Annotated in this window: 19 protein-coding genes; 14 read left to right on the top strand and 5 right to left on the bottom strand. The window is 69.9% G+C overall.

The genetic code is table 11. The features are described 5' to 3' along the window. Window positions 1–59 precede the first annotated feature (59 nt). Window positions 60–2,966 carry an FAD-binding and (Fe-S)-binding domain-containing protein gene (locus ABD999_RS14090; protein WP_271276077.1) on the top strand — a complete coding sequence of 969 codons (2,907 nt, stop codon included), beginning with the start codon at window positions 60–62 and terminating at the stop codon, window positions 2,964–2,966. Between the two features lie 3 nt (window positions 2,967–2,969). Here ABD999_RS14090 and ABD999_RS14085 read toward each other — a convergent pair whose 3' ends face one another. Further along, complete coding sequence (locus ABD999_RS14085; RefSeq protein WP_271276078.1) at window positions 2,970–3,608, bottom strand: phosphoribosyltransferase; 639 nt, start codon at window positions 3,606–3,608, stop codon at window positions 2,970–2,972. A 181-nt stretch (window positions 3,609–3,789) separates the two neighbouring features. On the opposite strand from ABD999_RS14085, the gene ABD999_RS14080 reads away from it, so the two are divergent. The 6 genes from ABD999_RS14080 to ABD999_RS14055 all read left to right on the top strand — a co-directional run bounded on the left by ABD999_RS14080 (window position 3,790) and on the right by ABD999_RS14055 (window position 8,705). Then, entirely contained in the window at window positions 3,790–4,212 is a 423-nt protein-coding gene (locus tag ABD999_RS14080; RefSeq protein ID WP_148036260.1) for a CBS domain-containing protein, read from the top strand. Window positions 4,213–4,324: 112 nt separating this feature from the next. Beyond that, window positions 4,325–6,043 carry a DNA polymerase/3'-5' exonuclease PolX gene (polX, locus tag ABD999_RS14075; protein ID WP_271276079.1) on the top strand — a complete coding sequence of 573 codons (1,719 nt, stop codon included), beginning with the start codon at window positions 4,325–4,327 and terminating at the stop codon, window positions 6,041–6,043. An 83-nt stretch (window positions 6,044–6,126) separates the two neighbouring features. Next, window positions 6,127–6,990: a universal stress protein gene (locus ABD999_RS14070; protein WP_271276080.1), complete on the top strand. Its 864-nt coding sequence runs from the start codon at window positions 6,127–6,129 to the stop codon at window positions 6,988–6,990. A 68-nt stretch (window positions 6,991–7,058) separates the two neighbouring features. Beyond that, entirely contained in the window at window positions 7,059–7,433 is a 375-nt protein-coding gene (locus ABD999_RS14065; RefSeq protein ID WP_148036263.1) for an ArsR/SmtB family transcription factor, read from the top strand. Continuing rightward, window positions 7,430–8,092, top strand: coding sequence for a cation efflux transmembrane domain-containing protein (locus ABD999_RS14060; RefSeq protein ID WP_271276081.1), 663 nt, complete (start codon window positions 7,430–7,432; stop codon window positions 8,090–8,092). Before ABD999_RS14065 ends, ABD999_RS14060 begins: the two co-directional genes overlap by 4 nt. Window position 8,093: 1 nt before the next feature. After that, a complete protein-coding gene (locus tag ABD999_RS14055; protein WP_271276082.1) occupies window positions 8,094–8,705 on the top strand; it encodes a methyltransferase family protein in 612 nt (203 codons plus the stop codon). 64 nt (window positions 8,706–8,769) lie between these two features. Here ABD999_RS14055 and ABD999_RS14050 read toward each other — a convergent pair whose 3' ends face one another. Continuing rightward, a complete protein-coding gene (locus ABD999_RS14050) occupies window positions 8,770–10,452 on the bottom strand; it encodes a hypothetical protein (RefSeq protein ID WP_271276083.1) in 1,683 nt (560 codons plus the stop codon). Between the two features lie 346 nt (window positions 10,453–10,798). Here ABD999_RS14050 and ABD999_RS14045 point away from each other — a divergent pair, with 346 nt between their 5' ends. Both ABD999_RS14045 and ABD999_RS14040 read left to right on the top strand, forming a co-directional pair. Continuing rightward, window positions 10,799–11,917, top strand: a complete 1,119-nt coding sequence (locus ABD999_RS14045) for an amidase domain-containing protein (RefSeq protein ID WP_271276084.1) — start codon at window positions 10,799–10,801, stop codon at window positions 11,915–11,917. Window positions 11,918–11,927: 10 nt separating this feature from the next. Next, window positions 11,928–12,365, top strand: coding sequence for a hypothetical protein (locus tag ABD999_RS14040; RefSeq protein WP_271276085.1), 438 nt, complete (start codon window positions 11,928–11,930; stop codon window positions 12,363–12,365). Between the two features lie 131 nt (window positions 12,366–12,496). On the opposite strand, the gene ABD999_RS14035 is transcribed toward ABD999_RS14040, so the two are convergent. Beyond that, entirely contained in the window at window positions 12,497–13,627 is a 1,131-nt protein-coding gene (locus tag ABD999_RS14035; RefSeq protein ID WP_271276086.1) for a helix-turn-helix domain-containing protein, read from the bottom strand. Window positions 13,628–13,811: 184 nt separating this feature from the next. On the opposite strand from ABD999_RS14035, the gene ABD999_RS14030 reads away from it, so the two are divergent. Then, window positions 13,812–15,848, top strand: coding sequence for a SufS family cysteine desulfurase (locus ABD999_RS14030; protein ID WP_333485696.1), 2,037 nt, complete (start codon window positions 13,812–13,814; stop codon window positions 15,846–15,848). A gap of 104 nt (window positions 15,849–15,952) precedes the next feature. On the opposite strand, the gene ABD999_RS14025 is transcribed toward ABD999_RS14030, so the two are convergent. Beyond that, a complete protein-coding gene (locus ABD999_RS14025) occupies window positions 15,953–16,195 on the bottom strand; it encodes a hypothetical protein (protein ID WP_271276087.1) in 243 nt (80 codons plus the stop codon). Window positions 16,196–16,401: 206 nt separating this feature from the next. Here ABD999_RS14025 and ABD999_RS14020 point away from each other — a divergent pair, with 206 nt between their 5' ends. Genes ABD999_RS14020 through ABD999_RS14010 form a run of 3 tightly spaced genes read left to right on the top strand, consistent with a single transcriptional unit; the run spans window position 16,402 to window position 17,943 of the window. Further along, window positions 16,402–16,683 carry a metal-sensitive transcriptional regulator gene (locus tag ABD999_RS14020; RefSeq protein ID WP_148037235.1) on the top strand — a complete coding sequence of 94 codons (282 nt, stop codon included), beginning with the start codon at window positions 16,402–16,404 and terminating at the stop codon, window positions 16,681–16,683. Between the two features lie 26 nt (window positions 16,684–16,709). Continuing rightward, window positions 16,710–16,919 (top strand): heavy-metal-associated domain-containing protein, encoded by a 210-nt coding sequence (locus tag ABD999_RS14015; protein ID WP_148036270.1) that lies wholly within the window; start codon window positions 16,710–16,712, stop codon window positions 16,917–16,919. A gap of 46 nt (window positions 16,920–16,965) precedes the next feature. Next, complete coding sequence (locus ABD999_RS14010) at window positions 16,966–17,943, top strand: saccharopine dehydrogenase family protein (protein ID WP_271276088.1); 978 nt, start codon at window positions 16,966–16,968, stop codon at window positions 17,941–17,943. 206 nt (window positions 17,944–18,149) lie between these two features. On the opposite strand, the gene ABD999_RS14005 is transcribed toward ABD999_RS14010, so the two are convergent. Beyond that, window positions 18,150–18,821, bottom strand: coding sequence for a GNAT family N-acetyltransferase (locus tag ABD999_RS14005; protein WP_271276089.1), 672 nt, complete (start codon window positions 18,819–18,821; stop codon window positions 18,150–18,152). Window positions 18,822–18,878: 57 nt separating this feature from the next. Between ABD999_RS14005 and ABD999_RS14000 the strand changes: the two genes are divergently transcribed. Next, window positions 18,879–19,397 carry a carboxymuconolactone decarboxylase family protein gene (locus ABD999_RS14000; protein WP_271276090.1) on the top strand — a complete coding sequence of 173 codons (519 nt, stop codon included), beginning with the start codon at window positions 18,879–18,881 and terminating at the stop codon, window positions 19,395–19,397. The last annotated feature ends 3 nt before the right edge of the window (window positions 19,398–19,400 follow it).

Genomic DNA, 19,400 nt, shown 5'->3' with positions numbered 1-19,400 from the left:
CCGGCGGGCAGGGCAGGACCGCAGGCGTGACCCGTATCGTCGCGGAAACGCTCAAAGTGATGACACGCCCCGACTCCGGCCTCAGGAGCCGGCAGCCCTACGTGCGGGTCCGCGATCTGGAACGGGACCTGGCCGCCAGGGTGGACGGCGAGGTCCGCTTCGACCCCGGCAGCCGGGGCGCCTACTCCACCGACGCCTCCAACTACCGGCAGGTGCCCCTCGGCGTCGTCGTGCCGCGCACGGTGGAGGCCGCGGCCGTCGCGGTGGCGGTCTGCCGCGAGCACCGGGCGCCGATCACCTCACGCGGCGGCGGGACCAGCCTGGCCGGCCAGACCTGCAACACCGCCGTGATCATCGACTGGTCCAAGTACTGCGACCGCCTGGTCTCCGTCGACGAGCGGGCCCGTACCTGCGTGGTGGAGCCCGGCATCGTGCTGGACGACCTCAACCGGCGGCTCGCACCGACAGGCCTGATGTTCGGCCCCCGCCCGTCCACGCACTCCCACTGCACGCTCGGCGGCATGATCGGCAACAACTCCTGCGGATCCACCGCCCAGCTGTACGGCAAGACCGCCGACAACGTCGTCCGGCTGGAGATCCTCACCTACGACGGGACGCGCATGTGGGTGGGCCCCACGAGCGACGAGGAGTACGACCGGATCACCGCGGAGGGAGGCCGCCCGGCCGAGATCCTGCGCAGGCTGCGCGAGATCGCCGGCGAGAACGCGGACGAGATCCGCCGCCGATACCCGGACATCCCACGCCGGGTCTCCGGCTACAACCTCGACCAACTGCTGCCAGGCGGCCCGTTCGACCTGGCCCGCGCCCTGGTCGGCTCCGAAGGCACCCTGGTCACCGTGCTCCGCGCCGAACTGGCGCTCGTGCCCGTGCCGGCCGCGCAGAGCCTGCTCGTGCTCGGCTACCACGACATCGCGGCGGCGGCCGACGCCGTGCCGCGGATCACCGCGCACCGGCCGCTCCAGCTGGAAGGCATCGACGACAAGCTCGTCGGGTACGAGACCCGCAAACACATGCACCGGCAGGCGGTCGCCCGTCTGCCGGAAGGCGGCGCCTGGCTGATGGTGTCGTTCACCGGCGACGACCAGGAGGACGCCGACCAGCGGGCACGCGCCCTCGTGGAGGATCTCGGCCGCGGCGAGCAGGCCCCGGACGTGGCGTTCTTCGACGACCCCGCCGCCGAGCAGCAACTGTGGGAGCTGCGCGAGGCAGGGCTCGGCGCCACCGCGCGCGGCCCCGGCATGCCCGACACCTGGCCCGGCTGGGAGGACTCGGCCGTCTCCCCGGACCGCCTCGGCGACTACCTGCGTGACCTGCGCCGCCTGCTGGAAGAGTTCGGATACGGCGACGCCGCGCTGTACGGCCACTTCGGCCATGCCTGCGTGCACACCCGCATACCGTTCGACCTGCTCACCGCCGACGGCGTGGCGGCCTTCCGCGCTTTCCTCGACCGGGCCGCGGATCTGGCCGTCTCCTACGGCGGCTCCCTGTCGGGCGAGCACGGCGACGGCCAGGCCAGGGCCGAGCTGCTGCCCAAGATGTTCGGGCCCACCATCGTCGGCGCTTTCCAGCAGGTCAAGGCGGTGTTCGACCCCGATGACCGGATGAACCCCGGCAAGGTCGTCTCCCCGTACGGGATCACCACGAACCTGCGGCTGGGCAGCGCCTGGACGCCCGCCGAGCCCGAGACCGAGTTCGGCTACCCCGACGACCAGGGCAGCTTCCAGCGGGCCGTGATGCGCTGCGTCGGCGTCGGCCAGTGCCGCAGCCACCAGGGCGGCGTCATGTGCCCTTCCTACCGGGCCACCGGGGAGGAGGAGCACTCCACCCGAGGGCGTGCCCGGCTGCTGTTCGAGATGCTGAACGGGCACCACGACTCCGCCGTGACCGACGGCTGGCGCTCCACCGCCGTGCACGACGCCCTCGACCTCTGCCTGGCCTGCAAGGGCTGCAAGCATGACTGCCCCGTGGGTGTGGACATGGCCACCTACAAGGCCGAGTTCCTCGCCCACCACTACGCGGGCCGGCTCCGGCCCGCCGCCCACTACAGCATGGGCTGGCTGCCGGTGTGGGCGCGGCTGGCCTCTTTCGCCCCGGGCCTGGTCAACACCGTGACCCACGCGCCCGGCCTGGCCCGGCTCGTCAAGCGGCTGGGCGGGATGGAGCCGTCCCGGCCCCTGCCGTCCTTCGCGGGGATCCGCTTCAGCGACGCCTACCGCCGACGGGGGCCGCACGGCAGCGGCGAACGCGGCGAGGTGCTGCTGTGGCCGGACACCTTCACCGACAACCTGGCCCCGCGCATCGCGGCCGCGGCCGTCACCGTCCTGGAAGGCGCCGGCTACCGGGTGCTCGTCCCACCGCGCACCCTCTGCTGCGGGCTGACCTGGATCTCCACCGGGCAGCTCGGCATCGCCCGCCGCGTGCTGCGACGAACCCTGGACACGCTCGCGCCCCTGCTCCGGCGTGGCATCCCGATCGTCGGGCTCGAACCCAGCTGCACCGCCGTCTTCCGGGACGACGCCGCGAACCTGCTGCCCGGCGACCGCGATGTCACCCGGCTGGCCGAGCAGACGAGGACCCTGGCCGAGCTCCTCACCGGCACCGACGGCTGGCGGCCGCCGCGCATCGACCTCGCCGCCGTCGCCCAGCCGCACTGCCACCAGCACGCCGTCCTCGGTTACGAGGCCGATCAGCAGGTGCTCCGGCAGGCCGGGGTCCAGCTGCGCACGGTCGGCGGCTGCTGCGGCCTGGCCGGCGACTTCGGCTTCACCGCCGGTCACCTGCGCACGTCACTCGCCTGCGCCGAGCACGAGCTGCTGCCCGCCATCCGTCAGAGCGACCCTGGCACGATCGTCCTGGCCGACGGCTTCAGCTGCCGCACCCAGATCGAACACGCCGGAACCCGGCACCGCCCGCTGCACCTGGCCGAACTCCTCGCCCGAGCCTGAGGATCACGCGCCTGTGGACCGCCCCAGCAGCTCGATCACCTCGTCGTCCGTGGTCTGGGTGAAATCGCGGTACCAGAACCCGATGGCGAACAGGTCAGCCGGCGTCTCCAGACAGATCACCTCGTCGGCATCCGCGCGCAGGCTCTCGATCGTCTCCGGCGGGCCCACCGGCACCGCCAGGATCACCCGCCCGGCTCCGTGCGCACGAGCCACCTGACAGGCGGCCCGGGCCGTGCCACCCGTGGCGATCCCGTCGTCCACCACGACGACCGTACGGCCCGCCAGGTCGACCGGCGCCCGATCACGGCGGAAGCGGCTCGCGCGGCGCATGACCTCGGCCTGCTCGTCCTCGGTTACGCCGGCCATCTCCCCCCGCGTCAGATGCGCCATCTGGACGACCCCCGCGTTGATCACCCGTACGCCGCCCTCCCCGATGGCGCCGAACCCCAGCTCGGGCTGGAACGGCACCCCCAGCTTGCGGACCACGATCACGTCCAGCGGCGCGCCCAGGGCCCGGGCCACCTCGAAGGCCACCGGCACGCCCCCTCGGGGCAGCCCCACGACGACCACGTTCTCGTCGCTGACGGCTTCCCTCACTCGTTCGGCCAGACGGACACCCGCGTCATGACGATCGACGAACACCGGTCCACCTCCTGAGTTCGCTGCCACCCTCCCCACCTCGACGCCCCTTCACCACGGCCGTCGGCAAAAACTTGATGGGGATGCTGCAGAAATTGCAGGTCAAAGATGCTTTCGGCGGGTTTCACGGGCCGCGGGCTGAGTAGCACGACATCGAAGGGGACGTCACAGGGAAGGAAGCGACATGACGACAGCGCGTGATGTCATGCACCATGGCTGTGAATGCCTTCAGATCAACGAGACCGTCGACACGGCGGCGCGCCGGATGACGGACATGAACGTCGGTGCGCTGCCGGTCTGCGAGGAGGGACGGCTCAAGGGCATCATCACCGACCGCGACATCGTCGTGAAGTGCGTCGCGAGAGGCGAGAACCCGGCCACGCTCGCCGCCGGGCAGCTCATCGAAGCAGAGCAGGTGTGGTCGATCGACGCGAGCGCGGACATCGAGGAAGTCCTGCACCAGATGGCCGAGCACAAGATCCGCCGGCTGCCGGTGCTGGAGAACGAGGAACTGGTCGGCATCATCAGCCAGGCCGATCTCGCGGCGAAGCTGCCCGAGGACAAGGTCGGCGTACTGGTGGAAGCGATCTCGGCGACCTCTCACTGAAACCGCTGCGCCAGGGTGATCTCTGACGCGCGGCGGCCGCCCGCGTCCGCGCGGGCGGCCCCGCCGCGCCGGCGGTCCATGAGACCCGGCCGCACGGAACGAGGTGCTTCAGATGGATCGGATCAACGACGAGGTCGCCGCGCTGTTGCAGGAGTACGCCGACCTGATAGCGATCACCGGGGGCGACGCGTTCAAGGTCCGGGTGTACGAGAAGGCGGCGCGGTCGGTCGGCGGGTACGCCCAGGACATCACCCACCTCGACGCGGCCGGACTGCGCCACATACCCAATGTCGGCACGTCGATCGCGGGGAAGATCGAGGAGTTCCGCCAGACCGGTGTCATTTACCAACTGGAGGAACTCCGGGTGAAGGTGCCGGCCGGAGTACGCCGGTTGACGACGATTCCCTCACTCGGTCCGAAGAAGGCCATGGTCCTTTACGGGGAACTCGGGATCGGCTCGGTCGAGGCGCTCGAGGAGGCGATCCGGGCCGGGAACCTGCACGGGCTGCGCGGATTCGGCGCGAAGACGGAGGAGAACCTGCTCCACGGCATCGAGCTGATGAACAAGACGGGCCGGCGCGTCCACATCGATGTCGCGATGGGCGTCGCCGAGCAGGTCGTCGCGGAACTGTCGGCGGTCGGCGGCTGCCGGCGGTGTTCGTTCGTCGGATCGCTGCGCCGCATGAAGGACACGATCGGCGATGTCGACGTACTGGCCACGTCCGGGGACTCCGCGGCTTTGATGGCGGCGTTCACGGGCTCGTCCCTCGCCGCCGAAGTGATCGCGAGTGGCGGCACCAAGAGCTCGATCCGCACCCCCGCCGGCCTCCAGGTCGATCTGCGGGTGGTTCACCAGGACTCCTGGGGGGCGGCACTGCAGTACTTCACCGGTTCCAAGCCCCACAACATCCACACCCGCGAGATCGCACTGCATCAGAAGCTGAAGCTCTCGGAGTACGGCCTGTTCGACGTGGAGACCGGAGAGAGGATCGTCTCGGCCGACGAGGGGGAGGTCTACGACCGGCTCGGCCTGCCATGGATCCCGCCGACGCTTCGGGAGGACAGCGGCGAGATCGAGGCCGCGCTCCGGGGAGAACTGCCCGTGCTGGTCAGCGAGGCCGACATCCGCGGCGACCTGCACACCCACACTGATCTCACCGATGGGGTGGCGCCGCTGGAGGAGATGGTCGCGGCGGCGGCCAAGCGCGGCTACGGCTACTACGCGGTGACCGACCACGCCCCGAACCTGTACATGCAGCGGATGACCCGCGAGAAGGCCCTGGCTCAACGTGAACGGGTCCGCCGGCTGGCAGACGACTACCCGGAGCTGCGACTGCTGCACGGCACCGAGTTGAACATCGATCCGGAGGGAGACGTCGACTGGCCGGCGGAATTCCTGGCGGAGTTCGATCTGTGCCTCGCGGCGGTGCATTCGCACTTCGGGCAGCCGCGGGCCGAGATGACCCGGCGCATCGTCCGGGCCTGCGAGAATCCGTACGTCAAGATCATCGGCCATCCCACCGCCAGGATCATCGGCAGCCGCGAACCGGTCGACGCGGACTGGGATGAGGTTTTCCGGGCGTGCGCCCGCACCGGAACGGCTCTGGAGATCGATGCCTTTCCCGACCGCCTCGACCTGCCCGCCGGCCTCGTCCGGCGAGCGCTGGACTTCGGCGTGCTCTTCGCCATCGGCAGCGACGCGCATGCCGTCCCGCACCTGGGCAACATGCGGTACGGCGTCGGTACCGCGCAGCGGGGCTGGCTCACGGCCGGACGGGTCATCAACACCTGGCCGGTCGACCGGCTGCTGGAGTTCCTCCGGTCAGGGTGACCGCCCGGCATCGGACAGGTGGTGCGTACGTGCTCGACCGGTTGCCGAGGCGGTCGGCGGAACCGAGTGGAGGGGGCTATGACATGGCCGAACCGATCGTCGCAGGGGTGGACGGTTCCCGGGGAGGGCTGGCCGCGGTGGTGTGGGCGGCCGACGACGCGGCCCGACGCGATCGCGACCTGCGTATCGTCCACGTCGTAGAGCCGTTCGTCCACGGCGGGCGGGCATACGAGCGTTCAGCCGACGACCCGGCGCGTGAGGAAGGTGAGCTGCAGCTGCAGGAGGCCGCAGCGGTGGCCGCCGGGTTCCGCGGCACCGTCCGCGTGAGCACCGAGCTGCTCTACGGTGATACCGCCGAGGTGTTGCGTGCACAGGCCGACGAGGCCTCGGCCATCGTGGTCGGCAGTCGCGGCCTGGGCGGATTCACCGGGCTCCTGCTGGGCTCGGTGGCCCTGGGCCTCGCCGGGCACGCAGCGGGTCCTGTGGTGGTGGTCCGTGGCTCACCCGCGATGATGCGGGGCGAGATCGTGGCCGGCCTGAATCCTCAGGATCCCGAACACCCGGCCATCGACTACGCCTTCAAGGAGGCGGAGGCGCATGGCGCCCGGCTGCGGGTGGTGCACGCCTGGGATCTGCCGTCGAGCAGGTTGGGCCGGGGCTTCCCACGGGATTTCGACATCATCGCCGAGGCGCGGCGGGAAGAGGTCCAGAGGATGTTGTCGCCATGGTCGGAGCGGCATCCCGGCGTGGCCGCGACCGTTTCGGATTACCGCGGCAATCCCGTTGCGGCGCTGTGCGAGGCGTCCGTGCGTGCCGACCTGGTCGTCGTGGGCTCCCGGGGGAGGGGAGCGATCCGCTCAGCCGTGCTCGGCTCGGTCAGCCACGGGGTGCTTCACTACGCCTCCTGCCCGGTCGCCGTCGTACGGCCGCGCGGGCGAGCCGGCTGACCAGCCCGCTCAGGAGCGCAGCCCGTGCCTCTTGCATATGCATCGTGATATCGAGCTATCATCGCCATATGGCGATTGATTCTGATGGTGGCCGTTGTGTCAGCGCGGACATCGCCGCCGGCGTCTCCCCGGCGGCGGCGATGTTCCACTCCCTGGCCGACGAGACCCGGCTGCGCATCGTGCAGCGGCTCGCGCGCGGCGAGGCCCGCGTGGTGGACCTGACCACCCAGCTCGGGCTGGCCCAGTCCACGGTGTCCAAGCATCTGGCCTGCCTGCGCGACTGTGGCCTGGTCGGCTACCGCGCCGAAGGCCGCCAGTCCTTCTACTCCCTGACCCGGCCCGAGCTGATGGACCTGCTCGCCTCGGCCGAGCAGTTGCTGGCCGCCACCGGCCACGCCGTGGCGCTGTGTCCCGTACGGGAGGCCGGGGAGACGGTGTCGTGACCGCGCCGAACGTCACCGTCCCGGCGCGGCGGGCCGTCCTGCGGCGCCGCGTCCGGCTCCTGGTCGCCGCGACCATCACGTACAACGTGATCGAAGCCGTGGTGGCCATCACGGCCGGAGCCGTCGCCTCCTCCGCCGCCCTGATCGGCTTCGGTCTCGACTCCGTGGTGGAGGTCGCCTCCGCCGCCGCGGTGGCCTGGCAGTTCTCCGCCGCCGACCACGAGAAGCGGGAGAAGGCCGCGCTGCGCGTCATCGCGGTCTCGTTCTTCGCGCTGGCCGCCTACGTCACCTTCGACGCCGGGCGCGCCCTGCTCGGCGACGGCGAGGCCGAGCACTCCACCCCCGGCCTGGTCCTGGCCGCGCTGTCGCTGGTGATCATGCCGTTCCTGTCGGCCGCGCAGCGCCGCACCGGCCGCGAGCTCGGCTCCGCCTCCGCGGTGGCCGACTCCAAGCAGACGCTGCTGTGCACGTACCTGTCCGCCGTGCTGCTCGTGGGCCTGGCGCTCAACAGCGCCTTCGGCTGGTCCTGGGCCGACCCGATCGCCGCCCTGGTCATCGCCGCCGTCGCGGTCAAGGAAGGCCGCGACGCCTGGCGCGGCCACGCCTGCTGCGTGACCACCCAGGCCTGCGCCCCCGGCTGCTCCTGCCCGGGAGACTGACATGCCCGTCACCGCGTTGGTCATCTATCTCGCCTGGGCCCTGCTGGCGTTCGGGCTGCGCAGCTGGGTGCAGTGGCGCCGCACCGGAGACGCCGGCTTCCGCGGTGCAGCCCTCGCCCGCGGCAGCGTCCAGTGGTGGGCGAAACTCCTGTTCGTCGCCGCTCTGGCCGCCGGCGCGGCCGGGCCGACCGCAGCCCTGGCCGGCCTGCCGCCGCTGCCCGGCATCGACCAGCGGCCCCTGCAGGCGGCCGGAACAGTGCTGGCCCTGCTCGGAGTGGCGGCCACGCTGGCCGCGCAGACCTCGATGGGCGCCTCCTGGCGCATCGGCGTGGCCGAGAGCGAGACCACCGACCTGGTCACCACCGGCGCCTTCGCCCTCGCGCGCAACCCCATCTTCACCGCCATGATCGCCACCGCTGCCGGGCTGGCCGCCATGGTCCCCAACCTGATCTCCCTGGCCGCGCTGGTTCTGGCCGTCGTGGCGATCGAGCTGCAGGTCCGCGCCGTCGAAGAACCGTATCTCCGGCGCGTGCACGGCGCCGCCTATCTGCGGTACGCGGCGCGCGTCGGCCGCTTCCTGCCCGGCATCGGCCGCATGCCGCACACCTCCTGACGACGATGGACGAGATCTCGGCGTTTCCACGTGGTCGGCAGCGCCATCGCACCGGAGATCGCGATCATCGAGCTGTCCACCGTTTCAGCTCGACCCTCTTCCTCGACGCGCCCGGGAACACCACGACGAGGTGCTCCTCACCCGCGTCGCCGACCCGCACGTAGACGCGGAGCCGGTAGCGGCCCTTCCCCGCGATCGCCAGGTTCGGCATCGGGGCACCCGCGCCCACCTCTCCGTCGCCCATCTCCGGCACGGTGAGCCGGCCGCTGCGGCTGACGATCGGCACCTCGTTGACCTGATCCCACCCGGCCGTCCGCCGGGGCGGCGCGGTGCGGAGGGCCTTCACGGTGAGACACAGATCGATGACGTCCTCGACGTGCCCGATGAGCACCGCGCTGCGGGCCACCCCGATGCCGGCGCTGTCGTCGTAGACCTTGTCCGTCGCCCGCTCCGCCGCCTCGCCGGCCGCCGGGTCGCCGGGATCGTGGACCAGATATCCGGCATCGCCGTCGGCGAACAGGAAGTAGGTGGCCGTGGCCTGGACGACACCCTTCGTCCGGGGCCACGGGTCGCGGCAACTCGCGTTCCTCTCGGCGAGGTAGGCGTCGCTCGCCGCCTTCTTCTCCGCGGTCGACCGCAGCAGCTCGGGATGGGTCGCGCCGATGATCTCCGGGCAGACGTAGACGAGGTCCCACGGGTCCGCGCCCCACGCGGGCCGCGCGCTCCCGGCCCGCGTCAGGATCGCCGTCTGCTCGTCGCGGTCCTTCGCACGGCACAGTGCTCGCGCGTACGAGAGGACGCCCTGGTCCGACAGGCTGTCCGGGAAGATGGGCGGAACCCCGCCGTCTCTGCTCCGCGCCAGGCACAGGAACGCGGCGTCGCGCTCCTCAGGTTTCAGGTCGCCGAAGCTGGGCCGGTCATAGCAGCCCATCGACCAGCCGGTGTGGGTGAGGTGCGCGGCCTGCTCCGGGTGGATCTGCGCGATGACCGGCAGCACGGCCACGGCCGCCACCGCGACGCGGATCGCGCGCTGCCGCGCGGGCGGAAGGTCCGCCAGGCGGTCCTCCTTGGGCATTTCACGGGCGGTCGCCGCGATCCACACGGTGCTGACGAGGGTCACCGCCTCCATCAGGACCGACACCGCCAGACCGTCGCCGGGGATCGTGTCGAGGAGAATGTCGAGCGGGAGCACCAGCGCGTAGACGCCCACCGACAGCCAACCGGCGGTCAGCGTGCCACGGCTCCACCGGCCGTCGCGCCACTGCCCGATGACCGTGATGAGGATCCCCGCCACTCCGCCCAGAATCAAGATCGGTGCGACGTTGCCGGCCGCGCCGAGCTCTGGGAGGTCGAGGTCGTCGAGCAGCTCGTCGGTCATCACGACCAGCTCGACGGCGAACATCGCGCCGGCCGCCGCTCGCAGCATGCCGGACCGCCAGCGGATGACGAGCAGGAAGAGAACATCGATCGCGGCCCACAGCGCGAGCTGGAAGGCCGTGTCGACCGCGTCGGGGAGCAGCGCGATCGGGTACCACAGCACGAGGTTGTCCGCCACCGCCAGATACAGCAGCCCGCGCAGCGCCTTCTCCCGGCGGTCGAGCGGTCCCCGCGCAGGAGCACGCAGGATCAGCCACAGGCACGCGGCCTTCACCGGGGCGGCCACGAGCAGCGCCACGACCGTCGGGGTGTCGAACCCTTCTCGCCCGGAGAAGCCCGCATAAGCCGGCGGCGCCCATTCGACGGCCACCCAGAGCCAGGCATCACCGATCAGCAGGCCCGCGACCGTCGCCGCAAGAACCAGACCTACTAATCCAATCCTGATAACCCGCCAGAAACCATCCGGAAGCATGGATGATCTTAGCGCGGCACGGATCAAGGATTGACCACCGGAGCTGACACCCTGGCCGCCCCGGACGGTTACTCGTCCATGCGGCACCGACATGCGTTTTCCGGCATGCGCAGTGTTGACGGATATCCCTTCGCAAGAGATCCTTGCGAAGCGATCAACGAATTGTCATGACAGCAGTTGACGGGGAGGCGTCGTGCGTTCAAGGAAACGGCACTTATGGGTGGCCGCGGCCACCGCTTGTCTGATGGCAATCAGCACGCCCGCATATTCGGCCGACACACACGCTTCGGCCGAAGACCTCGAAACCGCCGCACTGATGTACCTCAAATCGCGAGTCGCCCAACTGACCGGCGACTCGCGGGGCACCGCACTCCACGCGACGCCGGCGAGCGAGCAGCTCAAGGAGACGCTCCGAGCCGACTCCGCCGCGATCGACGTACGCCGCGAGAAGTTGAGATCAGCCAACGGCGGGCACAGCCGGGGCGAGGTCACCGTCTCCGACACGCAGATATCGACCAACGGCAAGACCGCGACGGTCAAGCTGACCGAGAACACCACGTTGTTCTACGCCCGCACGACGCCAGGCAGTCCGGAGGCCGAGCAGTACCAACTGCGTCACACCCTGACGTACACCCTGGAGGGAAGCCAGTGGGTGCTCAGCCATGATGCGCCGGATATCCGCGTGGGAGACCTCGCTCCCGACACCTACCCGAGCACCGCAGGAACCGTACCGTCCAAAGCCGTTCCATCCAGTAAGAAGCTCAGCAGCACATCCCGGCCACGGACGACGTCCCAGGGCACGGTGCCCGACAAATCGTCTCCCACCTATCGTGCTCCCGGAAACTCCACACTCGCCTACGACTACGGCGCGATGACGAGATACGCCCTCCAATACTGGAGCAACTACAACCCGAACTACCGGACCTACGGCGGTGAAGGCGGCGACTGCACCAACTTCCTGTCGCAGATAGTCAAGGCCGGAGGCTGGGCGGAGACGGGCTCCTGGCCAGGCGAGAACCGGACCCTCCCCGACCAGTGGTATTACGGGCACGAAGGGAACTGGACCACCACCTACACCTGGGCGGCGGCCGAGAACTGGTACTGGTTCGCCAGTCCCTTCAATTCCGGCCGGACGGAGCCGCTCGACTACATCTGGGAAATGGGCGTCAGCGACGTCCTGCAAATCGACTTCGACCGGAACGACAACATCAGCCACTCCATGTTCGTCACCGGCCGCGACGGTTCAGGACAGAACGCCGACGAACTGTACATGACCTACCACAGCACCAATACTCTGAACAAGAGACTGAGCAGCATCATCGCGGCGACCCCCGATGCATGGTTCTACGCACATCGGACGTGACACGGCAGACATGAGCATCATCTCGGACATCCGGCGGAGGCTCGTCCTGGCCTTCGCCGGATGCGCGCTGCTGTTCGGATGCGGCATCACGGAGACGCCCGGAGGAGCCGCCAGCCCCCGGGCCGCGGTGGACGCCTACGTGACCGGGCTGAACCAGCACGACGCGCAGCGGCTCGCCCTGCTGGCCCCGATCGGGAACGACCCGGCAGCCGACATCCAGCGGCGGCTGGAGATGCACGGCGGCCGGCAGATCCGGCTTGGGAACGTCGACATCAGCAGCGAGATCTCGCCGAAGGTGGCGACCGCCCGGCTCGTGGGCCGCGGCACCTCTGGGCACTATGCCGAGACCTTGGTGCTCACTCGCCAGGATCGGCGCTGGTATGTCGCCTTGGGATCGCATCCTCAACCGGCGAAGACCCCGGCCTCGACGGCCCGCCCTTCAGGCTGAGGTACGTCCAGGTCTTGCCGTGCGGTGTGTCCTCATCCGGCAGGGGGAAGTCGGTGTTCGCGGAGATGGCGACGGGCGTGGTCGTCCCGAACGGCCGAGAAGCGCGTCGTCCATGCCCCGACGTTGATGAATCAAGAGGTGATCCGGGTCATCTGCCGAAGTTCCCCTCGGGTCGACTCGCAGTCCATCGCCCGCAGCCGGGCCAGCACCGGTCCGGCGTCCGCGTTGAATCGCAGCTCCTCCGGGCAGCCCTCGACGATCCGCCACAGCAGCGCCATGGCCGCGCTCGAGTCGCCGTCCATCGCGTGCGCGGTGGCCACGGCCAGCAGGTGCCGCGCCTGGCGGTCCCTGTCGGGGAGGCGGTCGGCGTCGACACCCGCGGCGAGGCGGATCGCCTGCGCGCACCGGCCCATCCGGACCGCGACCGCGACTCGGTGCAGGTCCACCTCCAGTGCGAACTCCGTGCCCAGCCGGTCGCCGATCCTACGGGCGTGGTTCAGCAGCTCCTCGGCCCGCAGCACGTCGCTCTCCTCGGCGGCGGCGAGCGCGGCCGTCAGATAGCAGAGCCCGGTGACCTCAAGCGACTCGGGCCGCTCGTCGATCACCGCCAGGCACAGCCAGCGCGCGTCGGCGTACCGGCCGAGCGAGACGAGCACGCCCGCCACCTCAGCCTTCGTGATCGCCGAACCCGCCGAGGAGGCCACCGCGCGATCGGCGGCGACCAGGGCCAGCGCGTGCTGGCCGCAGCTTCGCAGCAGCGCCGCGAACAGCCGGTACACCTGGGTGAGGCCGGCCGTACCGGCTTCCCGGTCCGCGCCGGTGGCGCCCCTGGCCGACAGGTCGGCCATCGACAGCAGCGGCGGCAGGCGGCGCCGCGTCTCGGTGTAGCGGTGGGGCGAGCGCTGCCAGATCTCCCACGCCGTCATCACGTGGTGCTGCACCCGCAGTACGCTCTCGGTCGCCTCGCCGGTGAACCGGCCGGGCAGCAGCAGCGCGTTCCCGACCTCGTCGGATTCGCCGTGCTCGCAGGCGGGCGGGAGTTTCGTCCGGCCGCCGACGAACTCGGAGAGATCCTCGACGCGGAGCACTTCGGCGATCCGCATGATGGTCGACAGCCGATCCAGGGGTTTCACCCCGTTCTCGACCAGGCGGAGCCATTCCTCGCTGCAGCCGACCAGGTCGGCCAGAATTCTCCGGGTAAGGCCGCGCGAACGGCGCCTGGCCATGATCCGCGCGCCGTCAACCAAGAAATCGCCGACCATGCCGCCACATTAAGTGAGGAATTCGAGGCCCTCGGTGGCCGGAAATGACGGCGACTCCTTGCCGCTCGACCTTCGTGAAATGTGGGTTACGCTGAAGGGTTCGCCACGAAGCAACTCCAGTTGGATCTATCCGGTCGGGCTCCGCCGACAATGCCGCTACACCATTCGGCAGGAGGAGACCACGATGGCGATCGACGTCGAGTCGATTCGGAAGGAATTCCCGTTCTTCGAAACCGCCCTTGACGGTTCCCGCCCACCCGTGTACCTCGACAGCGCCGCCACCACGCAGAAACCCGCCCTTGTCCTGGGCGCGTTGAACCACTACTACATCCGCACCAATGCGAATGTGCACCGTGGCGTGTACCGGCTGGCCGTACAGGCGACCGACCTGTACGAAGGGGCGCGAAGCAAGATCGCCGCGTTCGTGCGCGCACCGCGAGCCGAGGAGATCGTGTTCACCAAGAACGCGACCGAGGCCGTCAACCTGCTGGCCAACTCGTTCATCTGGGCGGACGGACGGCTCCGCGTCGGTCCCGGCGACGAGATCGTCCTGACCGAGATGGAGCACCACTCCAACCTGATCCCCTGGCGGCTGCTGGCCGAGCGGGTGGGTGCGAAGGTCAGATATCTCGGCATCACCGACGACGGCCGCCTGGACCTCTCCGACCTGAGCGAGAAGCTCAACGAACGGACCAAGGTCGTCACGGTCGTGCACGCGTCGAACATCCTGGGCACGGTGAACCCGGTCGCAACGATCGCCGCCCGCGCGCATGAGGTCGGCGCCCTGATGGTCGTCGACGCGGCCCAGTCGGTCCCGCACCTCGGCATCGACGTCACCGCGCTGGGAGCCGACTTCGTCACGTTCTCCGGCCACAAGATGTGCGGCCCGACCGGAATCGGCGCCTTGTGGGGCAGGTACGAACTTCTGGAAGAGCTCCCGCCCTTCCTCGGCGGCGGCGAGATGATCGAGCACGTCGCGGTGGACGCCATGCACTACGCCGCGCCCCCGCTCAAGTTCGAGGCCGGCACACCCCCGGTCGCGCAGGCCGTCGGCCTTGGCGCCGCCTGCGACTTCCTGAGCAACATCGGCATGGACGCGATCGCCGCCCATGACCAGGCCCTGATCGAGTACGCCCTGGACCGGCTCGGCGACGTTTCCGGCATCCGCTTCATCGGCCCGACCGACACCGCGAACCGGCTGCCGCTCCTGTCGTTCGTGGTGGACAGCATCCCGCTCCAGCGCATGCGCGCGAGTCTGGACGAGGCGGGCATCGCCGTCCGGTCCGGCAACCACTGCGCGCAGCTCGCGTGCAGCCGATTCGGCGTCCCCGCCGCGATCCGGGCCTCGTTCTACCTGTACAACTCCCCCGACGAGGTCGACATCCTCGCCGAGACCCTCGAAACGGCCACGAGGTCCCGGGCCGCCGTGACCGCGGGCACCTCCTTCGACGTCAGCCTGGTACGGCAGTACCAGGACATCCTGCTCCCGTCGATCTTCCAGCCGTGGGCGGAGTACATGGTGGAGGCGCTGGCGCCGGCCCCCGGCACCAAGGCGCTCGACGTCGGCACCGGCCCCGGCACTGTCGCCAGGGTGCTGGCCAAGGCGGTCGGCCCCACCGGCGCCGTGGTCGGCACCGACCTCAACCCCGCCATGCTCGCCCTCGCCGCTGAACTGCCTGCCCTCGACGGCGCCCCCATCCAGTACGTGGAATGCGGTGCCACCCCGCTGCACGTCTCCGACCAAGCGTTCGACCTGATCACCATGCAGCAGGTCCTGCAGTTCGTTCCCGATCGCGGCGCGGCGCTGGCCGAGATGCGGCGGGCCGCCCGCCCCGGCGCGCGGATCGCCATCGCCACGTGGCAGCCGCTGCACCGCAACCCCCTCTTCCGCGCCCTGCACGACGCCGTCGCCACCGTCCTCGGCCCCGACAAGGCGGGCCTCTTCGAGGAACCGTGGTCCCTGCCCGGGATCGAGGTCGCCATGCTGGCGAAGGAGGCCGGTTTCGTGGACATCGAACTCCACGAATGGACGCTGCCGGCCACCCTTCCCGGGGGGCCTGACGCGATCTGCTGCCTGTTCGACTTCTCCGCGGTCAGCCCGTACATCGGTTCGCGTCGCGCCGACCTCGCGGCCGCCGTACGCGCGAATCTGGCGCACTGCACGGATGAGACCGGCGTCCACTCGGAGACCGCGGTGACCCTGGTGACCGCCCGAGCCTGACCGCCGCTCTTCCCCGAGGGCCACTTCCCGCCGGGGGTGGCCTTTCGGCGCCCCAGTTCATGAGTTCGCCGTGCCCGACCCAACGGCCCAGATCGGCTCTGGTGTCAGCCCATCTCCTGTATCTGATCGTGGTCCGGGTATTCGGCTGGTTGGTCCTCCTGGGCTGAAGCGAGGCGGCCATGGACGCCGAGATCATGGTGCTCCGGCATGAGGTGACGGTACTGCGGCGTCAGATCGTCGTGCGGAACCGGACTGGGCCGATCGAGCGACCCTGACACGAGCACGGACAGCAGGGCCGGTCCGAGCCCGAAGCGATCCTGCAACGTCGGCAGCAGGGCTCCGAGCATCGCGGTGATCGCGTCATTGACGAAATGAACTCCGGCGAGGAAACGGCCAGCGACGTCCCGCCGAGGACGCCTGGCTTGCGGATCATGTGCGGCATGCGGACTCCTTCAATCGTGTACGGCCGGCGGCAAGGGCCACCCGCGAATGGCAGAAATACCATAGGGGGGTATGGTGTTATTCCGAACAACCGAACCAGAGGGGAGTGGACATGGCCGGATACAGCCACAGCAAGCAGAACCATGCGATGCGTCTGCGCCGTATCGAGGGGCAAGTCCGCGGCCTGCAGCGCATGGTCGAGGACGACAAGTACTGCATCGACATCCTGACGCAGGTGTCGGCAGCGGCCAGCGCGCTGAAGTCGTTCTCCCTGGCGCTGCTCGAAGAGCACCTGGCCCACTGCGTCGCCGAGGCCACGCAGAAGGGCGGGCCCGAGGCGGAGGCCAAGGTCAAGGAGGCCTCCGACGCCATCGCCCGGCTTGTTCGTTCCTGACCGACCGGATTGAAAGGGAGATCGATATGAGCACCGCCACCTACACCGTCAAGGGCATGACCTGCGGCCACTGCGTCAGCTCCGTCAAGGAGGAAGTCAGTGAAGTGGCCGGTGTCACCAACGTCGAGGTGGACCTGGCGACCGGCCTGCTGACCGTGAACAGCGACGGCCCCGTCGACCCAGCGAAGATCACCGCCGCCGTCGAAGAGGCCGGTTACGAAGTGGCGAACCAGTGAACACCACGTTCATTCTCGGGCGGCCGGTTGCGGAAGGGGCCCGTCGGTGAGCGCCGTCCTCATCCTCGGCGGATATGGTGCGGTCGGCCGCGAGGCCGCCCTGGCTCTGTCAGGACGTCCCGACACAGAGGTGATCGTCGCTGGGCGCAATCCAGGCCGTGCCCGGCCCATTGCCGGTGTGACGTCGGTTCGCGTGGACGCCGCCGACCCCGCTGACCTGGCCAGGTCACTGGAGGGAATCACGACGGTGCTTATGTGCGCCGAGATCGACAATGCCGCCGTCGCCCGCGCCTGCCTGGAGCGCGGCATCGGCTATGTCGACGTGTCGGCCTCCCATGACGTACTGGCCACGATCGAGGAACTGGACGATCTCGCCGCGGCGCGCGGCGCGACCGCCGTCCTGAGTGTCGGCCTCGTTCCCGGCGTCACCAACCTGCTGGCGCGCGTGGTCGCCGAGCGGTCACCGGGCAGCGACCTGCACATCGGCGTGCTGCTCGGCTCGGGGGAGCAGCACGGCTCGGCGGCGATCGCCTGGACACTGGACGGGCTGGGCGCGCTCGAAGGCTCGTGGACGATGGCCTTCCCCGAGCCGTACGGTGCCCGTATCGTGCATCGTTTCCCCTTCTCCGACCAGTACACGCTGCCCCGGACGATCGCCGTACCGTCCGCCCGCACGGGCTTGTGCCTCGACTCCCGCCTGTTCACCACGCTGTTGGCCGCCGCCCGGCGCCCTGCCATCGCAGGGCTGCTGCGCCGTCCCCGGATACGAGAGCTGCTGCTCAAGACGCTGGCGAAGGTCCACCTCGGAAGCGACGGCTTCGCGGTGACGGTCAGCGCCGGAGCGGCTCAGGCGTCGTTCGGCGGGCACTCACAGAGTTGTGCGACCGGCCGCGCGGCCGCGCTGCTCGTCCGCGACCTGCCCGGACTGCCGGCCGGCGTCCGCCACATCGAGCAGTTGGTGGACCCGATCGCCTTCCTGACCGAACTGGCCGCCAGCGGGTTCGTCGTCGACGTCAATTGCTGAACCTCGTGGGAGCAGGGTTCCGCCGCTCACCGGTCAGCCGGGGTCGAGCCGGCCGAGTCGGCCGCCGCCGCGAATCAGCACAGTGCCGGCCTGCAGGGACTCTGGATCGGCTTGTACGACGGCGATGTGACGGTCGTAGATGAGCATGCGCGGTGCAGCGCGATCTGTTCTGACGCGGCGGAGTGCCCCGCCGTGAAGCAGTGTGATCAACGGGCTTCGGCGGCGCCGAAGGCGAACCATCCCCGGTCGGGGAAGCCGGCGGCTTCGGCCACCGCCGCGGAGGCCCGGTTGGCGGGGTCGTGCATGTAGGTGGGCAGGGCGCCTTCGTCCAGCACCCGTCTGGCCGCCTGGGCGACCAGGCGGCGGGCGAGGCCCCGGCCGCGGGCCTGGGGAGCGGTCACCACTGCCAGTTCGCGGCCGTAGGCGTCGTGCCGTTTGATTCCCACCCCGGCCAGGTGCTCGCCGGTTGCGGGGTCCATGGCCACCAGGACATCCCCGCCGAAGGGCAGCAGCCAGTCCGGTACGCCGGGGGCGTCCGCGGCCATCCAGGTACCGGCGTCGGGCAAGGGCTCGGGGTGGGTGGTCCAGCGGTAGACGGCGGTGAACCAGCCGCGCTCGGGGAAGCCCGCCAGGGCGGGAACCCGCGGCCCCAGCACGGCGAGGTCCCTGTCCTCGGCGTACAGCTTCGTCGCGGCCGTGACGGCGTGTGGAGGGAGCGACAACACGCCTGCCTCGGGGCTGGACACCCCGATCGCGGGATGGATCTTGCCGTCCCAGCCGGGATGATCGCGCACGTCCGCGCCGACGATGTCCAGCTCGGTCACTGCGGGCCAGCCGCCGAGCCAGTGGGACAGATGCTCAACGAGCCATCGCTCCACGCCTTCCTCCTTATACGGTAGGGGGGTATGGTACATCGAGAGTCTTGAGGAGGACATATGCGACGTCTCGTCCCGCTTGAGCCTGCCGACGCCCCGGGCAGGTCCAAGGAACTGCTGAACGACATCCTCGACAGGAGAGGAAGCGTGGGGGAGATGGTCGCCACCATGGCGCACTCGCCGGCGCTGCTTGAGGGCTACCTGAACTTCTCTCGCGCCATGAAGCGGGTCAAGCTGCCCCGCGCCCTCAGCGAGAAGGTCTCGCTCGCCGTCCAGGAGTGGATCGGATGCGGCACCTGCATGCAGGCGCACGTCGAGGCCGGGCGCGCGGCCGGGCTCAGCGAGGCCGACATCGCCCTGGCCCGGCAGGGCACGTCCACCGACGCCAGAGAGGCAGCCCTGATCGCCGTGGCCGTACGGGTGCTGGCCGAGCCGTCCTCCATCACCGACGCGGATGTCGCAGACCTCCGCGCGCACGGCTGGAGCGACCGCATCATCGCGGAGATCGTCGGCGTGGTCACACTCAACCTGCTGACCGGGGCCTTCAACCTTCTGGCCGGCCTGCAACCAGCGAACTGAGCA

This window comes from Nonomuraea ferruginea (genome assembly GCF_039540635.1).
GTDB classification, from domain to species: domain Bacteria; phylum Actinomycetota; class Actinomycetes; order Streptosporangiales; family Streptosporangiaceae; genus Nonomuraea; species Nonomuraea ferruginea.
This window is presented reverse-complemented; position numbering and strand designations above follow the sequence as displayed.